Raw genomic sequence first — 19,749 nt, forward strand, 5'->3', positions numbered from 1 at the left:
TCTTGAAATATGAAATTTATAACACCAACTATACTACTATTATTTCTTTTGCAAAGTTGTTCCATCTCAGAGGAGACATGGACAAAAGAAGAGATTTTGAATAGTGTTTCAGAACATAATTATTCGGGAACGGGTTACAGAGACTTTGAAGGCAAAGTCATCAATTATGATTATGTTGATTTTGGCAGTTTTCGGTTAGCTATTTACGATAATAAAATTAAGTGGAGAGGTTATGGTGGTTATTTTGATGGTATTGTTGCCCTGGTAGAGCCTCAAATCTCTAAAGTTTCAGAAGGAGTCTATTTTATGTCTTGGGTTTTCGAATCTGGAGGAGGAGATAATGTATGCGTAAATTTTAATAATAAAAAAGTATATGCACACCTTCATCAACCCGAATCAGATTTGCCAGAGGATTTTGAATTGATACATGGAAAAATAGCATGTGGTCCCTCTAAAGATTGTGCATTTCCTGACGGTGAACCAATGGGACAGTTTTCAACAATTTGGTCTATTTTTAAGAATATCATGAAATATGATCTTCCTTTTTTGGGAGAAACGGAACGTCCTTTGATTCAAGAAAACAAATTGGCTCAAAAAGAATTAACAGGTAAAAAAATCAAATATAGCATTGACAACCTATCCATCACTATTGAAATCAAAAACGAAGTTACTCAAGTGACCTATCAAGGAGAAGAAACTCAAAACTTCTTGACTTATGTAACAAAAGTTAGCCCTGGTATTTACTTTATATCATGGATGGGAAACCGAAAAGCGAGTGATCATATCGTCTTCAATCAAAATGAAATGATAGTTTTTGATCACATTTCAAGAAATGGAGAACACCGAGAGTCTGTATATGATGTAGATTGCTTTAGTGAAAACTGTAATTAGTTTAACAATTGTAAAAAAGACTTAGAATTAAAATCCATTGGGTACATTTGTCTTGAGTTTAACTACATTATCACGACTACGTTTGCATAACTTTATATGATCTCAATAAAAAAAAGAAGACAATTAGTACAGGTTATTCCATTTGCTGTAATTTCTTTATTATTTGGTTTAATCTATACATTCCTTGAACATGGTATCCTTGGAGATACACCAACCTATCCAACAACAGGTAACCCTTATAATTTTAATCCTGTTTCCTCAGCTATTTTAACCTTAACAGGAGGAACTTTAATGGGACTATTGGAAGTATTTTGCCTTAACAAACTATTTCATTATAAGAGTTTTTCCAAGAAGTTGATCATAAAAACATTGATCTATATTCTGATCATTGCTGTACTTGTTTTTATAATGACGGATTTAGGACATGCTATTGAAATGGAGGAAAGTCCATTTAACCCGAAGGTAATAGGGTATGCGATGAATTTCTTAATGAGCTTTGCTTTTATTTCTATGGAAGTCTATATGGCATTAGGGATCGTAATATGCTTGTTTTATACAGAAGTGAGTGACAACATTGGACAAGAAGTATTGATCAATTTTTTTCTAGGAAAATACCATAGCCCAACTGAAGAACATCGTGTTTTTATGTTTTTGGATATGAAAGACTCGACAGCAATTGCGGAGCGATTAGGCCATACCAAATACTTTGATATGCTGAGAGAATATTATGCTGATTTGTCGAACTCCATTCTGAATTACAGTGGACATATTTATCAATATGTAGGAGATGAAGTAGTAGTGACTTGGACAATGGAGAATGGTTTAGAGAAAAACAATTGTCTGAACTGTTTTTATGATATGAAGAAGTCATTGGAAGAACAAGCTGATAAGTACCAAGAAAGATTTGGCGTAGCACCTACTTTCAAAGCAGGGATACATTTAGGCAAGGTAACCACTGGTGAAATAGGCGTAACTAAAAAAGATATTATCTTCTCGGGCGATGTATTAAATACAACGGCAAGAATACAAAGTTTATGTAATTCTTATAAAACTGATCTTCTCATTTCTGAACGATTGTTGGAATTCCTTAAAGTCGAAAACTATTTTTCAACAACAGATATTGGTACTGTCGAATTGAGAGGTAGAAATGAAAAAGTAAATCTCTTTTCAGTAAAACAGATTGCATAAAACTAAACCTGTCTCTAACAAACTTATCTCTTAATGAATATAGATCAACTTCGTCTAAAAGAAGATATTGTGCCGCTATATGACGATAAGCAAAATCATAAAGTGACTCCTTACATTCATAACTTCATATTTCATAAATGTTCAAAGGAAGAGCTTTTACTTCGTCAATCCATAATCCAAAATCTTCTGAATCATCAAGAGGTTATTCATAGCTATAAATACAATAAACTTTACTTTGGAGAAGCTTTTAAGGTAAGTGAAGAAATAAATAGATCTTCATTTTTGACCTCAAAGAATTATATTTTCTTTACGAAAAGAGAAGTTGATCATAGTAAAATTTCAAGATTAACAGCAAGTGCTATTTTCTTCAATGAGCTTGAGTCTTTAATTCAAAGTCTTTTAGATATTGCAAAGGTTACTGAACTGAGAGATTTACTATCTCTACTATTAGATGACCTTAACTCCCTTAAAATTTATTCTAATACTGCACTTACTCAGCAGGAGTTAATGAGGTACATTGAAACCCTTCAAAAGATAAATTTTAAGCGTTTCTGGGATACTCTTTTTCAGGTGGAATGTTATATCTCTATCACGAGGTGTTCTCTAAAGAAAGGGTTTTGTTTACCTGTTATTTACGAGGATTGTATTCACTTAGAACAAGCTTACTTTCCGTTGATCAATAATGTTGTCAAATATGACATTACATTTGACAATAGTTTTAATATACTTAATGGCCCTAATATGGGAGGTAAATCGACTTTCTTAAAGACCATTACTTTATGTTGTTACTTAGGGAATATTGGTGTCCCAATTCCATCTTCAAAAGCTAAAATTCCTTTTTTAGAATCCTTTCATGTAAATTTTAATACTAAAGATAATTACAAAAATGGGACAAGTCATTTTATGAATGAAGTTCTATCCATGAAGGAATTTATCCTTTCAAGTAAGTCTTTTGGGGGCGTTTTTGGTTGCTTTGATGAATTGTTTAATACGACAAATCCAGAAGAAGCACTTCGATTGATCTCTTATTTGTTTTCTAACTTAAAATTGAAATCTCCTTCATTTTTTATTATTTCTACTCATTTAGATATTGAAATATTCAAAGACAGAGAAGAGATAGGATTTTATCATCCGTCCACGAAATTAAACGGAAATAAAATTCAATTTGATTATAGTATCACGAAGGGAATATCAAACTTGAAACTAGGAGAGAAGCTATTTCAAGATGCTGGAATAATGGATATCATTTAATATGAAAAGAAAAAATGTCACACCTACTTTAAACTAGATGTGACATTTTAGTATTAAGTACTAAGCCAAAAATAAATTAGAATTATTTTTTCTTGGTACTTAATAGTGTTTGACTCTATTCCTCACTTCATCCTTTTTACCATTATTAAATACTTTATGGTAAGCACCGGTGATATATCCTGTTACCCTACGAAGTGTGATAATATCTTTTGAGCCACATTTTTTACATTTCAGGTCATCAAATAATCCTTCGTGGTTACAACTCAAACATCTATCTTTTTGAATGTTCGTGGCGAAGTAATAAACTCCTTCTTCCATTGCTCCCTCCACAAGGTTTTTATAAAGATGAGGCGTTTTTGAAATCTCAGATCGCAATTCTACATAAGTAATAGAACCTCCTGTACAATGTTGATGATAAGGAGCCTCAATGGCAATCTTATCGACATAATTGATTTCATGCCAAACCGGAACGTGATAAGAGTTTGTGATGAATTCTTTGTCGAAAATTCCTTTTACTCTACCATATTGTTCCTGTAGTTTCTTAGCAAAAGTATGGCAAAGACTTTCTGCAGGAGTAGCATAAAGAGATATATTCAATCTTCTTCTTTCGCTTTCTACATCACAAAATTGATGTAAATCGCTGATTAATTTTAGAGCTTTTGCCTGAGATGTCTCACTTTCACCATGGTGTTTTCCCTCTAGAATTAATAGTGCTTCAGCAAGACCAATAAACCCTAAAGCAAGCGTACCTGAATACAATACCTCACCAATCTTAGCCTTTTCATTGTATTCTTGTTCATGCTTCCAGATCTTATTTTTATACATAAAGGGAGCAGACCCCATCAATTGTTTCCTTTGCCAACGTAGACGGCATTCCATCATGTCAATACCCGTATAGGCCATTTCCATCACCATTTTAGAAAACTCTTCCCATGAAGAAGTCTCCATTGCAAACTTTGGAAGGTTCATGGTAACAGGAGAAAGATTACCTCTTCCTGATTTTCCATTACTACCGTGTAGGTTTTTACCTAAGCGTGTTCTACAGCCCATGGTGGCAGGGATGAGATCAGGAACAATATTTCCTTCTTCATCCTTGATATCGTATACCTCTTGATGGGTGTTGACATAGTTTGGGTAAACTCTTTTAATAGAACATTCATTGGCTCTACGGAAAAGGTCTTCATTGATAATCTTACCTTCCTCTTTACGGTATTGCCAAATTTGTATAGGGAAGATAGGCGTTGTTTTTTGTTCACCAATACCTTCCATTGTAGCTTCAAGAAGACACTCAATAAATAAACGACCTTCTTTAGATGTGTCACAACCGTAATTGATAGAAACGAATGGCAATTGATTACCGGCTCTACTTTCTAAATGATTTAGATTATGAAGAAAAGCTTCACAAGCTTGCTTTGTTTCCTCAGTCGTTTGTTCCCAAGCATACTTTTCTTCGTTAGGAATGGAGTAACGATTAGCCACTTTTATATGTTTCTCATAACTCTTTCTGATAAAAGTAGCCATATGAAAATCAAAAGCATTGATGGCAATACCTCCAAATTGTGCATTACTTTGACACTGTAAAACCACTGCTGTCACTTGTAAAGCCGAACGAATACTTTGTGGAGGGCGCATGGTACCATTGGTCGTGAAGATAGGTCTACTTAAAATATTACCAATATCAATAAACATACAGTTTTGCATTCCCACTGCATACGAACTGAAGTCATGAATATAAATCCAACCTTCTTCGTGCATCTTTAAATGTTTTTCTGGAAGGAGATATGATTTAGCATATTCTTTAGAAATCTCTCCTGACATCCTTGTCAGCTTAGCGGTAAAAACACCCTCTGGCATGTTGGCGTTCTCATTTTCTACATTGGTGAGGTTGATGGCCTCATTGGCGAATTTTAATAGTTTACTATCTTGAAAGTTTACCATGTCTTTTGAGTATAAAATGAACAAAACACAAGGCGCGTTGATTGGAAGTGCAAAACAATAGGCACATAACGATCCTATCGTTGATGTAGACACTTTAACTCGAAGTCTCTTCATAACTAATGCTTGGTAGGTCTTCTGACTTATCTCTGAAATATCTACCTTCTCGCTTTGTAGCAATGGCTATCAGATTTTCATTAGAAAGATTTACAGCTGCGAGTACAGTTTCAGCTTTTCACTGAATTCCCTATTATTCCACTTAGGCACCATGCACAACAAATTTGTGTTTTCTTTCCTTTAAAAGTATTGATGACAATCACTGAAAAAATATTGCAAATTATAAGCGCTTGAAAATGAACTTTTGAGCGAAACAAGTTTGTGTAAAACCTACATTAAAAATTGTGAAGTAGATTTGAAGTAGTGAATTGGCTATTAGATGAAGAATGCCGTATCAATTGCTTTTTTGTTGTATCCACGACTAAATATATTTGAGTTTTAATTTAAAAGCGGACGGAATTTCAATTTATAAACGGCAAAACGATTTGTACTCAGCAATATAATTGATTTGTACATTTTATTTTACCGTTTTTATTCTTGACCTAATGATCTGCTGTAAGTCCACCCCTTTGACTCTAATTCGAGTATTTTTTCCGTTGTTGATTGAGGTTGATTTGATATATTAACTAATACAAAACTTCGATTAACCCCCGAACTATACAATAGTAAATCATCCAATATATCGTTGAGTGTATCGAAGTTGGATGAATTCCAAAAGTTTGATAGTTGTATTGATTCTAAGTTCAGCCACGCTGAACTAATCATTTCAGTATGACTGAAATTGTCAATATCTTCACATCGGAATATTACATCTTTCACATTTGGTGCACTTGAAAGATTAACAATACTTGAAATATTACACTGTATCTTCTCAAGTAATGTGTGATTACTAAAATCAATAGTTTCTGTTTTGAAATTTTCACATAACGAAACTAATGATTTTAGTTTATTTTGAGTTTGTAAATTGGCGAAAGTTACTTGATTAGTATATTTCCAAAAACCTTGTATTTCAACATGTTCCAATGTTGAATTAGCAGGCAAGATTACCGTTGCGTGACTATTAAAATATGCACCGTAAATTTGGTGAGTTGTATTGATTCTCAAAAGTCTACTACATGCACTAAAATTGTACACCCCTCCATTTTGTCGCCCTAATAACGTCATATTTTCAAGTGAGTCAGGAAAAATGTAAGTTCCATTTCTTATTTTTAAGTTTGAAAAATACCCTCTTTCATCTCCAAAACCTTTGATCTTTGAGTTCGACATGTCTGCTACAAAACCATCCCCCTCTCGAACACTCCCCGAGTGTAATAACCTCAATACATTACAATTTTTGCGATTTGTTATTTGTTCCACATTCGGAACGCTTGAAAAATAAGAGTTAAATACATCGGTTAATTCTGAATCATTCAGTGAATCAATAAAAGAACCTTCTAATTTCACATCCGAAAAAACTGTGAGGTTAGAAAAGGTCACACTAGACATAAATGTATTATAGTGATAATAAGATGTAGCACCACCCCATGACTGTCTGTCAATCTTAATAAGATTATTAAGATCAATATTAGCACAATATCTTAATATTGTGTGACTCCCTACAAAAGCTCGATCACTATTAGCAACAAAGCTCTTCCACTCGTTTGTTTCGGTCATTCCATAACTTCTTGTATTAACAACGTTGTCATTAATATCATACATTGCAAATAGCTGAGAGCGTGTATTGCCACCTGTACTTATTTCTTCGAAAATAGGTGTATATACATTTGTATTATGTTTTTTAAATATCTCAAAGGAAAGAAAGATAAGCTCACTATTTATATCTATCTCACTATCACAGAAATCGAACACTAAATTCAAAGTATTTAGATCATATAGATACTGAAAAAAGTTAATAAGGAAATAGGTGCTCATTTTCGTAAACTTCATATTTATCTCAATATCCTTGTCTAGGATAATATCATTAGTTAAGAAGTCAACTAATGATATATGCGACAAATCAATTAATGAAATCCCCCCAACATTACTATGATACAACTCCACCAAATCCCCTTGTTCCAACTGAACCCCACCAACAACCCTCTTCCCATTAACAAACCAAAGTTCAGCTCCCGAATTAGCAGTAACCCTATTATCAAAAGATATATAAGTACGTTCCCCAATTGTAGCAGATAGCAGTTTGTAGTTTACAATCTTAATTGTCCAACCCAAAGCCGTTAAAGCATCAATACGTGTTTGCAGAGTGGGATTATCATCTAAATCCACCAATACAATTCCTGCATTGAAAGTTCTATCAGAAATCACGTTATCTGGGTCATTGACACGCTCTAATTCCGTAAGCATTCTTTCAAAGTCGGAAGGCTCATAAAAGGCGTTCTCGACGTCTAAAACAACACCTGTTTGATTCACCCAAGAGCCTAATCTTAAATCAGGGTTTAAAGCGTTTTTAAAGCAGATATAAACGAGGTTTAACCAGTCATTTGAAGTGAGGTCAATCACACCCGAAACACCTGCTTCGCAAGCTGAGATACTATTAATTTTATCCTTTCCTGATAAAGCAAATAAATAAGAAATACCTGCTCTATGATCCCATACAAAGTTAGTTCCTGTAGCTACTAATTTTGATGAGTTTGTATTGAAGATTTGAAGATCTGAATCGGGCGTTGTAGCTTCTGCGATATTTGAAAACTCAACAGCTCCAGCGAAGCCTTTTACTCTCACTTGATACTCGTATGTAGTACCGTGATCTAGGTTGTCATTTTGCCAAGTAGTTTCACCTACACTTGTGTCGTAAATGCGAAGAAAATCTAATGCTCCTTTCTTTCTTCTCCAAATTTCAAAGGCATATAATCCTTGACTGTTATCATACCAATTGAGTGTGATTGATCCGATTTCTGAAGAGGTAGGAACGGCTGATAAACCTGAAGGAGGAGAAGGAATTTCTATATCACCAGTGTTCACACGAACACCACGAGATTGAAAGTAATTCACAATCTCAGGACGTTCTTGATTATCGGTGTCAATGATCACTTCCGTACCTGCATTTATAATTCCGTTGGGGTTGATGTGTGGGTTTCTTTCAAGGAATGCAGGTAAACCTTCCACACTTCCTTCTAAGAATAATACAACGTCAAGAATGTTCATTCCTTCGCTTGTGATTACTTTCTTTTTCATAGTTCCTTTACAGCTTAATAAGTTTACCTACTACCATGTATGGCTGTCTGTTTTCGTGTGACTCTAATGCGTCTTTTGCATTTACATTGTTAGTCTCAGTAATGCCAGTATAAGAGCTTTGGATAGTGCCACAACGAACAAGGTTAGGTTCTGTTGGGTCATTATTAGTATCACCCCCCGAAGTCGATAATCCATCAGCTGTCATTAATTTATTGAAATCACCATTAACGTGATTGTGAGATTTATCTGTAATCGAATGCTGATGACTTTGAATACCCGATTGATCACCAGTTAATGTCACATTTCTAGTTCCTCCTTGATTTCCAACCTCAAAATATTCAGATAGATTAGCCTCTGAATTTCCGTTTGGATCACTTGAATTACCTAACCCCACTGTCACCCTTCCTCTTAAATCGGGCGTACCATTCTGACCGTTACAAAGCGCATAACCGATATAATCACCGATACCCAAACCTGTTCCATCAAAGTTTGTAAGTGGACCAAAAAAATCAACTATCATTCCCGGAAGTAAACCTTGTAAACCTGCAATAGCATCAGAATTACGTTGAATAGGGTGCTTAATGATAGCATTATAATCAAACAAGCCTGTTCCACTCGCTCCAAACGACGGTTTCAATTTCTCTTCTTGACAAATAAAGAATGTTCCGACTTTGTTGAACCCTTCAAAAAGGTCGTGTGGTTCATGATTTAGATTTGATGTTTCTATATTAAATACAGGAATTTCAGAACCTGTACCAGTGCCGTTAAAAGCATCTACTTTATACAAGGTATTTTGATACAATAGCCAACCTTCAGTACATTCATATTGATTGCCATTATTTGAAAATTCCACTCCCGTGATTCTGACTGGAGCAGAACTTTCAGTTAAGACCGAAGCCAAAGCATCCGCAACATCCTTAGTCGCATTATACAGATGTTCAAAATCAACAGTATTATACCTTGCACCTTTTGGAGGTGTATTAAACTTTTTCATGTCCAGATTATTTCATAGATGATGCCTACGTGAAGATATTTCTTCAGGAAGACGTGAATATTATTTTCTTGACTTTGCAGTGCAATTGGCACTTCAACCGTCAATTGGGTTTGTAATAAATCTACACTCGTATCATCGGGAGGTTTGACAACACTTGTAGCGGTAGAGGGAGGACCGACAAAAGGAGTAGTCGCATTGTATTCCGGAGGAAAAACCAAGAACTCCACATTCTCCACAATTTGAGTAATCAGGTTGATTGAAGGGTTATTAAAACGTTCTCTGATCAGTGTTTCCACTGCCAGCTTTGAACGCCCCCATATAATTTGATCTTTCGCATAATTGGCAAAAACCCTCTTTTCTTCATTTACTGTTTTAGAGTGAAAGCAAAAGAGCCTTACCCAAGCAGTATGAAAATTATCCCTTAAGAAAGATGGAATACATCTATAAGAAAGTATATCTGTATCGAGTAATGAAAACTTAGACATCGGCTATTGAGGTTATTTGATATGTTTCTAATTCCATCCACCCCGACGAAGGGTAATATCTAGCTTTCACATCTTCGGAAACGGTTCCTATGTCTGGGCGAGCCTTCAGAACAGTGATATAGAAATCACTGACCCCTTCCGTCTGCTTGACGAAATCCACCAAATCAGACACCTGAAGTGTACCATCAAAAGGCAGGTTTTTAATATAATCGGCTACTGCTCCTTGTACATCCGCCTCTACTTGCAGGCGATCGTGTTCCGGTTCGTAATAGAGATCTGCATGCAAGATTAATTTATCAGAGTCTAAATTGACTACTCCCATTTGTGCTCCTGGTTCTTGAATTTCTCGTAGATAAGCTTCAACACCTGAAGCTTCACTATCTGTTAACTTTCCATTTTCTCCACGCAGTTTTACAAGAGCAAAGCCACGTCCAGAAACAGCTACAGATTTCACAACCCTTTTTGTTTCGTCAACAACCTCGTAATAAGGTTGCTTCGTGTCGGGGTGTAAAAGAATAGGATCACCATGTTGATACTCCAAAATTCTTTCAGCATACCATTCTGCTGTATGTACTTTTGAAGCTGCAATCAATGCTTCTACTTCAACTTTGTGAGCATCAAAAAGGACTGTGATAATATGACTTACAAATGATGTGATATACAACCACAAATTCCAAATCGCCACTTTGGAAGTACTTGTTACATCTCCCAAGTCTTTCAACGCATCAGCAAGTTCCTTTTCATCCAAGAGCATATCCAGTTCTTGAACACGCTCTTTTTCTGTAAGTAACTCCTGATATAGTTCTGCTCTTGATTTTGCCATTAGACAATTGTTAAAGTGAAATTATTACGACCGATCGCACTTATCATTTTTGAAAAAGTGGCTTTTGAGGAAGTAACATCTTTATAACCATCTTTGTCAATGTCAAAATGCGTTTGACCGACAAGCACACACCCCAAAGTATCTTCATGGAAATTACCCCAATGAAATAAAATTAAGTCTCTATCTGGCACATTGGTGATATGGTAGTGCTGCTTATATTTTTCTGATTTCCTTGGTACACATTCATAAGTACCTTTCGGAATGCAGGAAACATAGTTTTCATTATCATTGTCTGCCAATTCAAGTGTTTTACACTCAAATACTTTTTTCATACCATCATAAACGACCAGTTCACCAAGCGTTTGCTTTTCACCTTCTTGTACTCTTACTAATACTGCTTTCATCATTATTTGAGTTTATCAGCTCTATCTTTCTTTTTCAGAAAAGACAGATCCACGTTTTTAGTTACATTTGTTGCGATTTTTTCGGCTGTTCTGCCAATCACAAAGCCCCCTAAACCAATTTCTAAAAGACTCCAAAATTCAGCAGGTAAGTCATTTGCCATATTTTCGGCATCAGGAAAAAAAGCAGGCTGAAAAAAGTAAGTGTACATCACTATAAAAGCGAAACAAAGCATCACTACAGGTCGCCAAGAACGTTGTAATAGATTGCCATTTGCTTCAGCTAAGATTACTTTCGCTTGAGCTTCATGTAATTGATTAAGGTTTCCCAATACCACTTGAGAGAGCTCATTTTTAAGTTTCTGTTTCTCTTCCGTATTGGTGACTACCTGATCAATAATATCCGAAGAGCCCTTAATAAGGTTGGATGCTGATTTTAAAATATTGCCAATCATTTTCTTTCTGTTTTTAAATTGATCTGACCATTTTCATAAATATCAAGTGCTCTGATTTCCTTTTCGTCCAATTCCATATTCTCAATAATTACCTTATAGAGATCCCCTAACTCTCCATCTACAAAAGAACCTAATCCAACACCCAAATCAGGAAATTCACGAAAGTCTCCCTTGTTTGCAATCAAGATTAATTTCTCTTCTTGATTTAAAGAATCTTCTACAGTAAAGTCACCCTTTGTAACTTTTAGTGTATTATCATCATTGAGAATAAAGTCTTTCATATCAGTGTTTGATTTTAGTATTTTCTACTTTTGAGAAATCCCCTAACTCGAATGTTTTTAAAGTACCATTCAAGGTTTCTTGAAGTGCAGATTTAGCTCCGTTTCCCGGTTCGAATATGGGAGCACCACCCAATACCTTTAAAAAAGCATCAAGAAGTTGATTATTCTTCTCCAGTTCTTGAACCAAAGTTGGTGTAATCAAAAGCCCTCCATTATTTCCTTCATTGAAGGTGATTCCATTTTGATCCACCTCAATAGTCGTTTCACCAATAACAGTTTTCACCTTTTCAGGTTCATTGACCATTGTTACAAATGCATCAATCTGAGAATTACCAATCAAAGCAACCATTACAATAGATTCTTTTTTAGGGAAGACTATAGTATAGTTACTAGCCTGATCCAAAGAGGCTTTGAGGCGGACATCTGGAATTTGTACTTCCTCGTGCAGAGGCAATACATCGATAGAGGCACTTTCCTCATTAACCGAGATCACCTTTGCAGGAAAAAGTACGGGTGGCCTGTCAACAATTCGCCGTAATAGGGTTTGAATATCTTCCTCGTAACTCATTTAAGTAATCTTTTTACCTATTTGAATAGCTCTTCTCCCTCCAGAGCTGGAGAAGGTGGTCACTACTTTATCAATTAAGAAAGTTCCATCCTTAGCAGGGTTTTCTATATCTGTCACCTTTGCTGTCATGCCAAAAGTTGCGTAAGGAAATAAGAAGGTTTTTACACCTCCTTCATATTTTCCTAACCGAATCCTTTCTATTTCCTCTTCGGCCTGTCGTTTTAATTCGGGTTTAGTTCTAGCAGTATAAGAGGTGTATTTTTTTGTAATACCACCTTCTTCCCCTGCTGTCACTTCTATTACGGTATTGTTTGGAAGAATAGCTTTTGCATCTATCTCAATCGCTTCATCTACAAAATCCCTATAGGTGAGATCTTCGGAAATAATATTTTCATTAAAATTATATTCCACTTCCCCCGGATCTTCCGTAAATGCGAGACCAACATAAAGTGTTTTCCCCCTGAAATAAGCAGTTAAACCGAATTCCTCTTGTAGTTTTTTCAAAGCCTCATAACCATTAATGTTACTCAACCGAAACTTATCCAACTTCACTTCCGGTATTTCTTCAGATAAGGTAATGGCTGTATCACTAATGATATAATGTATAACTTGTTTGAGTGTAGTGTCCTTCCAAACGTAGTTCAACCGCTTCTTTGCACGTAAAAGATAAGAAGCGTCTTCCAATTCAATTTTAATAGGACTGGTTTGATGAAATCGTTTTACATACCCTTCAAACTCCTGATTCAAAAATTGATCTTCACGAAACTGATAACCCAATTTGATATTGACTGGAGTCCCTCTTCGCATGACTTCCCCCAGACTTTTATCTACTTCGTTGTTGACAGATGGGATAAACAATTGAGCGGAATCCGTAAGAGTTGTCCATGACTTTTCAATTTTCACTTCTTTGACAAGAGGCATTTCCGTTTCATTGCGTCCGACTGTAATGCTATGAATCATTACAAACATGGTAATTAAGAATTTCATTGTGATTTTAATTGTTTAATAATTTTAGAATAAATGTTTTCGGTAGATGATCCCTGGTCCGAAAGTGCCCGAATAGTGTAGGCTTGACGATCCGGCTTACCACTCTGACCAGGGAAGTTATAATCTTCAATTACGATGTACTCAATATTGAGCAGTGACGTGATTGTAGATTCTATTTTTATAGCCTGCTGTTTTTCGCAGATTGCTTTGAGTTTTGTAAAGGCATTTTCAGGAAAGTTTTTACCTATCAAAGAATAAGAGCTAGTATTAGAAATATCTCCAAGATTAGATTCCCTACTAAGTGCCTGTCCTGTATTAGGGTTTTCCATCAAAATACCATTGATGCTGATTTCATAATCTCCTTCGGCGTAAAGCTCCTTTATAGTCCCCCTTGCTTTGGAACGGTTGACATTGGTTTTGATGATCTTCTTTCTTGAGCGGATCGTTAATACAGGCTCCAGAGGCATTTGAACTTCGTCCAGTTTGAGTGGCATAAAGAGTGGAGTGCCGAATATTTCATCTACTCGATCCTCTCCACTTTTAACCCTACTCACTAGCTCTTTGGCAGATTTCGCTGCAAAAGTGGTATATAACCCACCGGTCAAGTCATTGATATTGAAATTAGCCATTTGATAGATTCGCTACAGAGGTAAATACCCTCAGGTTCATTTCTTTAAACTTCTCGAAGTAATCTTCAATAGACTCTTCAAGCTGTTGTACATTGATCGTTTCCGCCATACTTATATCACCGTAAGTAATATTGATGGTAGTTTGCCGAGCTCCACCTTTTGAAATTTCATTGATACCATTTGCAGTATCATCGGTAGGAGCAGGAAGGTCTGAAGTCGGTAATCCTGGTACTGAGGGAGCCGAAGTGCCTACACCTGCTGTTACTGTATCAAGATTACTTTTAGAGAGTTCGTTATTGTATCCTTTTTTGAAAGAATCAACTACTTTGCCACCATATTGGTAAGCAAACCCCGCAGGTGTGGTAGCCAACAATCCTTTACCTAAAGAAGAAGCTCCAGCTTTGATTTGTGCTACATTTCGATTTAGTACCCCAGAGATCATATCACCAAGACCACCTAAAATATTTGAAGCAATATCTGCGATAGACATAAATACTTCTTTAAAGGCTTCCCATAATCCCCAAACGCCACCTCGGAACCAATCAAACTTCTGATAAGCATAAGTTAGTGCTGCTACAAGAACACCAATCCCTACTACGACTAGACCAATAGGATTTGCTGACATAATAGTATTCAAGAGCAATTGCCCTTTTGCCATTGCTATAGTAGCTATTCTTGCAATCCCCAAAGCCAAGGCATAACCTTTCGTAGCTATGGTTAGAATTCCCCATGCTGCACCTGCTGCCAAAACACCTGCTCCCAAGGATTTTACAATTGGAAGATATGATTCTGTATTTTCTCTCAACCAAATAATACTATCACCAATACCATTTAGAGCAATTGCAACATAAGGAAGGATTACTTCTCCTAATTCCGCTAAAACAACATTGAATCTGTTTTGAACAATGTTTGAAAGCGTATTGAAATCACCATGAGCATTTTTCAGTGCTTGACTAATATTGAATTTAGAACTATCGAAAGCATCCAATGTGGTCAATACATCATCTCCAGAAGTTTTCAATTGGTTCATCAGATTTTGCAGACCTTCAGGTCCACCAATAGCATTTCTCAAAGTCAAGAAATCTTGATCACTCATTCCTTGCAATTTTGGAACAAGCTCACGGATAACAATATCCATATCTTTCATGTGCCCTTGAGCATCAAATATGTCTACCCCGATTTTTTTCAACCCCTTCACTGTATTATCAGCCGTCAAACCTTGGAAAGCCGCTTTGGTTGCTGTTGCTGCCGTGGTACTGTCTTTTGAAATTGCAGTCATTGCTGCAAAAACTTTATTCGCAGTATTTACATTCTGTCCCGCAGCAGCAGCTGCTCCTGCATATTCCGTCTGTACTTTCGCTAACTCATCAAATGTGGTGATACCTACCTGCACGGTCTTCGCAGAAGATGCCAGGTAGCCATCCAAGTCATCCGTACTCAACCCAAAAGCCTTCATTGCTTTGGTAGTACTGTTGATTGACTCGTTGAAATCTGCTTTTGTCGCAATGGAGAAACGCCCGACTTTACTAACAATCTTCTCGACTTCATCCCCGTATTTTCCCGTAGCACTCTGAACGTCATAAAATGCCTTTGCCGTTGCTTTTGGATCTAAACCTTGCTCAAAAGATAAGTTTTTGACACTCTGATCTAAACCCTCAATCTGAGCTTGTGTTTTATCAAGGTTCAGATTTTTAAGTTCCAAAAACTGATTCTGATAATCACCTGCCGCCTTAGTTGCTAACCCGATAGCTCCGGTAATTGCGGTTGCTCCCGCTACCACTGCGGTCTTACTGATTTTGAACTTAGCATTAAAAGAAGAAACATTTCTATTCAATACACCAAAACGAGTGTTCATCACACCTGCCGCCTTACTGGCTCTGTCCATCACTGGGCTTGCCTTGTCAGTGACTTTTAATATGTATTGATAAACGTCATTCATGATTTGTTATGCTTCGCTTCTTCTTCTCTTGCCCACTCCAAACTTTTATAATAATATGCCCATTCCTCAACAGGCAATTCCCAAGGCTTTAAAATTTTTAAATGATAGATAAGCATTGCGTCCGCTTTCCTTTCAAAACTACTCCTTGAAGTAATTTTAGCAGACTCTAAAGCTTTTTTATTTTAGCTTCATTTTCTTCTTTCAGTTCATCTACTACTGAAAGCATAGCCATGTGCAGACGGTCATCATTAAGCACCTCTGTATACTTCTTCTCCGTATCTTTCCAGATGCGTTTTAAAATGGAGATATTCGTCTCAAAAGGCACTCTCTTCCCGTTCTTCTCTGAAGAGAATTCAACATCACCACGGTTTACTTTTCGCACTTTCGCCTTGAAATTTTTCTGAGGAACATGAATAATTTCGTGTCCATTTCCTTGAATAATCTCCGCCGTTGGTAAGACTGTTAAGCTGATGATCTGCTTTGAAATACCCATTACATGAGCATCCCCCGTAAGGTCATCCCCTTCAATAAGGCAGTTATTCAAGACCACTTCCACGGCATCATATTCACTCTGCTGTAAAGCAGTAATCACCTGCTTCATAACATTCAGGCTTTGCGTAGGTGTCCAGATGACCGCCTGTTTGCCGTCATCTGTTTCAATCAGTTGGATTTCTCCATGTGCTTCTTTCCAAGCCTTGATTTTTTCTTCAGTCAATTTCATTGTTATGCTGCACGTTTAATTCCCAAACAAAGACCAGGAAGCGAAACTTCCATAAACTTATCACCTTGGTTAAAGTCCTCTTCGTTTACATTGATTTTTACAGAGCGGATATAGCGGAATGCCTGCTTGCTTGTTGCTGTTTTTGAGTAAGCTACTGAAACATCGAAACGAACGTCAAGAAGAGAATTTACCCCTAGTGATTTTTCAATTTCAATTTTCTCACCCAAGGTCATTTTAATTTCCACTTCATAGCTTCTGTTCCCTGAGCCGATACCGATCGGCTCACCACCTCTGCCATAGATCAGTTCATCGTCATCCTCTTCCTTGAATCGAATACCACGGATGCCTAAAATATTACGACCTCCAAAGACCACCTGTACATCTTTCCATGCAAACTCATCTGTATCAAATTCCCCCATGATTTTAAGTGTTTAAAGGATTGTCAAAACCTAAATTTGCCTCAAGGTATTTAGGATAACCTTTTGGTCGGATTGCCAGACGATCCAAAGTGATGGAGTCAGTTGCAAGCAAGTTTTGATTAGGATTAATTTCTACAATTACTCCAGAAGCATACCCCGTTTTGATCAGGGCATCACCCAATGCTTCACTGACAGCACCTTCAATGGACTTCATTTCTGCGGGTGCAGGAAATCCACTTTCATCAATATCAATATCATCATCGATCTCTTCAATCATGGTATTGTAGGCAATACGCAAAGCATAATCGATAATTCTACCTCTTTGAAGTTCGGAGTAATCATCACTTGCAGCGGTTGCAGCTAAAAACCCTGAGAAGTAATAACCGTCACGGTTCTGGAATCTTCTCAATGCGATATACCTTTTATTGTAAATCACGTCCTGCTCAGTTTGAGCACCTTCCTCTGACTTGTTGACCTTTACCTTTGTACCGTCTGTAAAGTAACCTTGCTCAATGGGCAGTTGGCCACGTTTCACTTTTGAGATAGCTTCCTGCAAACTTCCTTGCGCCGCCCAACCTAGAGTAAACCCTACTGAAGGATACCCTGAAGCCTCATCACTTGCCAGTACTACACCTGCTCCATTGTATGCGTCCTGACTAAAATCGTAAAGATCTGTTACAGAGCCATCGAAGCCTCTACCCCCAATCAACACACGCAGGGGTGTCTTATAGGCTTGAGTAGCCACCGTCAATTCGTGTGCATTTTTCACTGCACTGATTACATCGGGGTCTATTCCTTCTGTAATTGTTGGAGAGTAGGCACCATCAGGAACTCTATTGATGCCCATTAGTGAAATTACTCCATCTGCTTCGGTGATTGCCTTTTGGACAATATCATTATCCTTGTTCAAAGCATCCGACATAGTGGTAGCGTCAGCAATCAACATGATCCAAAGTGGTGTTCCTTCGTCTGCTACACTGTAAAAACCTGCAACATCATAGTACACTTTCAGACTGTTGTCAGTATCGTACTGAGCATCTAGTCCCAATGCTTCCGCCTCTGCCAGTCTTGTTACTCTTTTTGGTTCATTTAAACCAATTTTTGAAGCAACAGCAACTCCAGTAAGCACCAGTAGGTATTCTCCAGTGTCTGTTTCACTTCTTCCCAACTGACCGTTGAGAAGATTAATTTTAGCGTTAGGTAAACCTTGTGACATTGTTTTTATGATTTAGAGTCCAAAGTTTCATTTTCATTTTTTACGTTTCCTTCCGGGAATAATGTCTCCCTTTTAAAGGTTTCGTAAGGGCACTGAGTACGTTGTGCATATTCGTCTTTATGAGCTTTGGCATGTCCTCCAAAGCTCATTCCATCTTCAAACACATAAAGCACTTTCGCCTTGGCATGATCCTCAAAATATTTTGAAGCTGTCTCCTTTAATCTATCTTGTCTCTTCATCCTCTTTCTTTGTTGATTCAAGTCTTAACATTGCTTCGTTATAGATTTTTAGGATCAGCCAAATAATTGAAAGTATTGTCATGGATTTAGAAGCCGTAATCCAAAAAATATTAGAATCGGAAAGCATTTCTCTCCAATACGACTCACTGATCCATGTACTAATACTTGCAGGAATAGACATTAAAAATGAACCCATTCCCAGCTTATCCATAAGGCTGTTCATACTTCCGTTTTTTTAAGGGTGAACGGAAGTAATCAATGTTCCAACTCCCTTTCCTCTAATCGGCTTTGCTAGGAAGCGTTTTTGGAAGTTGAATACATCTCCTTGCTGATCAGGATCTTTCTCTTTCAAGAACATTTCATAATCTCCATCCGCTTTCATCACCTCTGTTTTCAAGAAAGCAATAGATGCTCTATGAAGGTTTGCAGCGTCAGGAGCAGTACTAACTGCTTGCTTAGAATCGTCCGTGATATCGAAAGTTGGAACAGCACTAGACACATACAGATTAAAGTCAAATAACTTACGGTCTGACATTACCTGCTTGTACAAAGCCATATCTTCCGCTTTCAAATCTGCTGCATGTTGAGGAGAAAGTACTAGTACCATATCCATAGGGTCTGCATCAAACTCATGGAATTTCGTTTGCAAATCAATAATGTCTTGGAATCTACATCTTTTGATCGCTCCATTTGCATTTCCCTTGGTTTTCAGAACCGGAGTAAACTCACCATCTGTATCAGGAGCATAGTTATATGCTGCCAATTGAACTGCTTTTTTGTATAGTGCATTACGGTGTCCTCTAACCGCCGAATCCATTTTTTTGTAATTCGTTTCCATCTCTTCGATGTTTCTTACAATAGTGGATTTCGTTGTTAGCGTTGCTAGCGGTAATGTATGAGGAATATCCGTTCGTGTACTCGCAGGAATAGGAAAGGTCGTGTTGTCAATCAACACATCAGGGTCAGCACCTGCTTCAGCTAGGTTCAAAGTATTGTATTCCACAAACTCTGACATGTCTACCACCTCGCTTAAAAATGATCCATCAGGGTAAAAACCTTCCTTGATGATATCGAGCCATATTTGTTTCCAGACTGCCAT

At 37.0% G+C, this 19,749-nt stretch carries 21 protein-coding genes and 1 riboswitch; of the genes, 3 read left to right on the forward strand and 18 right to left on the reverse strand.

What is annotated here, in order from left to right:
- The first annotated feature begins 9 nt into the window (after window positions 1-9).
- From PL77_RS08625 to PL77_RS08635, 3 genes are all read left to right on the forward strand, one after another.
- Entirely contained in the window at window positions 10-891 is an 882-nt protein-coding gene (locus tag PL77_RS08625) for a hypothetical protein (RefSeq protein ID WP_156152296.1), read from the forward strand.
- Between the two features lie 96 nt (window positions 892-987).
- Window positions 988-2,079: an adenylate/guanylate cyclase domain-containing protein gene (locus tag PL77_RS08630; RefSeq protein ID WP_044203842.1), complete on the forward strand. Its 1,092-nt coding sequence runs from the start codon at window positions 988-990 to the stop codon at window positions 2,077-2,079.
- 33 nt (window positions 2,080-2,112) lie between these two features.
- Entirely contained in the window at window positions 2,113-3,330 is a 1,218-nt protein-coding gene (locus PL77_RS08635) for a hypothetical protein (RefSeq protein ID WP_044203844.1), read from the forward strand.
- A gap of 99 nt (window positions 3,331-3,429) precedes the next feature.
- Here PL77_RS08635 and nrdD read toward each other — a convergent pair whose 3' ends face one another.
- The 18 genes from nrdD to PL77_RS08725 all read right to left on the reverse strand — a co-directional run bounded on the left by nrdD (window position 3,430) and on the right by PL77_RS08725 (window position 19,749).
- Window positions 3,430-5,268, reverse strand: coding sequence for an anaerobic ribonucleoside-triphosphate reductase (gene nrdD / locus PL77_RS08640; protein ID WP_044203846.1), 1,839 nt, complete (start codon window positions 5,266-5,268; stop codon window positions 3,430-3,432).
- 107 nt (window positions 5,269-5,375) lie between these two features.
- A riboswitch (cobalamin riboswitch) is annotated at window positions 5,376-5,551 on the reverse strand.
- Window positions 5,552-5,853: 302 nt separating this feature from the next.
- Window positions 5,854-8,493, reverse strand: a complete 2,640-nt coding sequence (locus PL77_RS08645; RefSeq protein ID WP_044203848.1) for a fibronectin type III domain-containing protein — start codon at window positions 8,491-8,493, stop codon at window positions 5,854-5,856.
- Between the two features lie 7 nt (window positions 8,494-8,500).
- Window positions 8,501-9,487 carry a hypothetical protein gene (locus PL77_RS08650; RefSeq protein WP_044203850.1) on the reverse strand — a complete coding sequence of 329 codons (987 nt, stop codon included), beginning with the start codon at window positions 9,485-9,487 and terminating at the stop codon, window positions 8,501-8,503.
- Window positions 9,484-9,972 carry a hypothetical protein gene (locus PL77_RS08655; protein ID WP_044203852.1) on the reverse strand — a complete coding sequence of 163 codons (489 nt, stop codon included), beginning with the start codon at window positions 9,970-9,972 and terminating at the stop codon, window positions 9,484-9,486. The genes PL77_RS08650 and PL77_RS08655 overlap by 4 nt, the downstream gene beginning before the upstream one ends.
- On the reverse strand, window positions 9,965-10,795 hold the full coding sequence (locus PL77_RS08660) for a hypothetical protein (protein WP_044203854.1): 831 nt from the start codon (window positions 10,793-10,795) through the stop codon (window positions 9,965-9,967). The genes PL77_RS08655 and PL77_RS08660 overlap by 8 nt, the downstream gene beginning before the upstream one ends.
- Entirely contained in the window at window positions 10,795-11,202 is a 408-nt protein-coding gene (locus PL77_RS30365; RefSeq protein WP_052444270.1) for a DUF5675 family protein, read from the reverse strand. Before PL77_RS30365 ends, PL77_RS08660 begins: the two co-directional genes overlap by 1 nt.
- Window positions 11,202-11,651 carry a 3TM-type holin gene (locus tag PL77_RS08670; protein ID WP_044203856.1) on the reverse strand — a complete coding sequence of 150 codons (450 nt, stop codon included), beginning with the start codon at window positions 11,649-11,651 and terminating at the stop codon, window positions 11,202-11,204. The genes PL77_RS30365 and PL77_RS08670 overlap by 1 nt, the downstream gene beginning before the upstream one ends.
- The gene (locus tag PL77_RS08675; protein ID WP_044203857.1) at window positions 11,648-11,932 is read right to left on the reverse strand and encodes a hypothetical protein; all 285 of its coding nucleotides are present in this window, start codon (window positions 11,930-11,932) and stop codon (window positions 11,648-11,650) included. The genes PL77_RS08670 and PL77_RS08675 overlap by 4 nt, the downstream gene beginning before the upstream one ends.
- Window position 11,933: 1 nt before the next feature.
- Entirely contained in the window at window positions 11,934-12,500 is a 567-nt protein-coding gene (locus tag PL77_RS30370) for a hypothetical protein (protein WP_052444271.1), read from the reverse strand.
- A complete protein-coding gene (locus tag PL77_RS08685; RefSeq protein WP_044203858.1) occupies window positions 12,501-13,487 on the reverse strand; it encodes a phage late control D family protein in 987 nt (328 codons plus the stop codon).
- The gene (locus tag PL77_RS08690; protein ID WP_044203860.1) at window positions 13,484-14,116 is read right to left on the reverse strand and encodes a DUF6046 domain-containing protein; all 633 of its coding nucleotides are present in this window, start codon (window positions 14,114-14,116) and stop codon (window positions 13,484-13,486) included. The genes PL77_RS08685 and PL77_RS08690 overlap by 4 nt, the downstream gene beginning before the upstream one ends.
- Window positions 14,109-16,055: a phage tail tape measure protein gene (locus PL77_RS08695; RefSeq protein ID WP_044203862.1), complete on the reverse strand. Its 1,947-nt coding sequence runs from the start codon at window positions 16,053-16,055 to the stop codon at window positions 14,109-14,111. The genes PL77_RS08690 and PL77_RS08695 overlap by 8 nt, the downstream gene beginning before the upstream one ends.
- Before the next feature lie 166 nt (window positions 16,056-16,221).
- The gene (locus PL77_RS08700; protein WP_044203864.1) at window positions 16,222-16,776 is read right to left on the reverse strand and encodes a hypothetical protein; all 555 of its coding nucleotides are present in this window, start codon (window positions 16,774-16,776) and stop codon (window positions 16,222-16,224) included.
- A gap of 2 nt (window positions 16,777-16,778) precedes the next feature.
- Complete coding sequence (locus tag PL77_RS08705) at window positions 16,779-17,195, reverse strand: hypothetical protein (RefSeq protein WP_044203866.1); 417 nt, start codon at window positions 17,193-17,195, stop codon at window positions 16,779-16,781.
- A 4-nt stretch (window positions 17,196-17,199) separates the two neighbouring features.
- Window positions 17,200-18,411 (reverse strand): DUF2586 family protein, encoded by a 1,212-nt coding sequence (locus tag PL77_RS08710; protein ID WP_044203867.1) that lies wholly within the window; start codon window positions 18,409-18,411, stop codon window positions 17,200-17,202.
- 5 nt (window positions 18,412-18,416) lie between these two features.
- On the reverse strand, window positions 18,417-18,650 hold the full coding sequence (locus tag PL77_RS08715; protein ID WP_044203868.1) for a hypothetical protein: 234 nt from the start codon (window positions 18,648-18,650) through the stop codon (window positions 18,417-18,419).
- Complete coding sequence (locus PL77_RS08720) at window positions 18,634-18,873, reverse strand: hypothetical protein (RefSeq protein WP_044203869.1); 240 nt, start codon at window positions 18,871-18,873, stop codon at window positions 18,634-18,636. Before PL77_RS08720 ends, PL77_RS08715 begins: the two co-directional genes overlap by 17 nt.
- Before the next feature lie 12 nt (window positions 18,874-18,885).
- A complete protein-coding gene (locus PL77_RS08725; protein WP_044203871.1) occupies window positions 18,886-19,749 on the reverse strand; it encodes a hypothetical protein in 864 nt (287 codons plus the stop codon).

It is taken from the genome of Flammeovirga sp. OC4, from assembly GCF_000812565.1.
Classification (GTDB): domain Bacteria; phylum Bacteroidota; class Bacteroidia; order Cytophagales; family Flammeovirgaceae; genus Flammeovirga.

What these genes read in the sequence shown, in the direction of transcription:
- PL77_RS08625 (WP_156152296.1), top strand. Translation starts at nt 10, where the DNA reads ATGAAATTTATAACACCAACTATACTACTATTATTTCTTTTGCAAAGT.
- PL77_RS08630 (WP_044203842.1), top strand. Translation starts at nt 988, where the DNA reads ATGATCTCAATAAAAAAAAGAAGACAATTAGTACAGGTTATTCCATTT.
- PL77_RS08635 (WP_044203844.1), top strand. Translation starts at nt 2,113, where the DNA reads ATGAATATAGATCAACTTCGTCTAAAAGAAGATATTGTGCCGCTATAT.
- nrdD (WP_044203846.1), bottom strand. Translation starts at nt 5,268, where the DNA reads ATGGTAAACTTTCAAGATAGTAAACTATTAAAATTCGCCAATGAGGCC.
- PL77_RS08645 (WP_044203848.1), bottom strand. Translation starts at nt 8,493, where the DNA reads ATGAAAAAGAAAGTAATCACAAGCGAAGGAATGAACATTCTTGACGTT.
- PL77_RS08650 (WP_044203850.1), bottom strand. Translation starts at nt 9,487, where the DNA reads ATGAAAAAGTTTAATACACCTCCAAAAGGTGCAAGGTATAATACTGTT.
- PL77_RS08655 (WP_044203852.1), bottom strand. Translation starts at nt 9,972, where the DNA reads ATGTCTAAGTTTTCATTACTCGATACAGATATACTTTCTTATAGATGT.
- PL77_RS08660 (WP_044203854.1), bottom strand. Translation starts at nt 10,795, where the DNA reads ATGGCAAAATCAAGAGCAGAACTATATCAGGAGTTACTTACAGAAAAA.
- PL77_RS30365 (WP_052444270.1), bottom strand. Translation starts at nt 11,202, where the DNA reads ATGATGAAAGCAGTATTAGTAAGAGTACAAGAAGGTGAAAAGCAAACG.
- PL77_RS08670 (WP_044203856.1), bottom strand. Translation starts at nt 11,651, where the DNA reads ATGATTGGCAATATTTTAAAATCAGCATCCAACCTTATTAAGGGCTCT.
- PL77_RS08675 (WP_044203857.1), bottom strand. Translation starts at nt 11,932, where the DNA reads ATGAAAGACTTTATTCTCAATGATGATAATACACTAAAAGTTACAAAG.
- PL77_RS30370 (WP_052444271.1), bottom strand. Translation starts at nt 12,500, where the DNA reads ATGAGTTACGAGGAAGATATTCAAACCCTATTACGGCGAATTGTTGAC.
- PL77_RS08685 (WP_044203858.1), bottom strand. Translation starts at nt 13,487, where the DNA reads ATGAAATTCTTAATTACCATGTTTGTAATGATTCATAGCATTACAGTC.
- PL77_RS08690 (WP_044203860.1), bottom strand. Translation starts at nt 14,116, where the DNA reads ATGGCTAATTTCAATATCAATGACTTGACCGGTGGGTTATATACCACT.
- PL77_RS08695 (WP_044203862.1), bottom strand. Translation starts at nt 16,055, where the DNA reads ATGAATGACGTTTATCAATACATATTAAAAGTCACTGACAAGGCAAGC.
- PL77_RS08700 (WP_044203864.1), bottom strand. Translation starts at nt 16,776, where the DNA reads ATGAAATTGACTGAAGAAAAAATCAAGGCTTGGAAAGAAGCACATGGA.
- PL77_RS08705 (WP_044203866.1), bottom strand. Translation starts at nt 17,195, where the DNA reads ATGGGGGAATTTGATACAGATGAGTTTGCATGGAAAGATGTACAGGTG.
- PL77_RS08710 (WP_044203867.1), bottom strand. Translation starts at nt 18,411, where the DNA reads ATGTCACAAGGTTTACCTAACGCTAAAATTAATCTTCTCAACGGTCAG.
- PL77_RS08715 (WP_044203868.1), bottom strand. Translation starts at nt 18,650, where the DNA reads ATGAAGAGACAAGATAGATTAAAGGAGACAGCTTCAAAATATTTTGAG.
- PL77_RS08720 (WP_044203869.1), bottom strand. Translation starts at nt 18,873, where the DNA reads ATGAACAGCCTTATGGATAAGCTGGGAATGGGTTCATTTTTAATGTCT.
- PL77_RS08725 (WP_044203871.1), bottom strand. Translation starts at nt 19,749, where the DNA reads ATGGCAGTCTGGAAACAAATATGGCTCGATATCATCAAGGAAGGTTTT.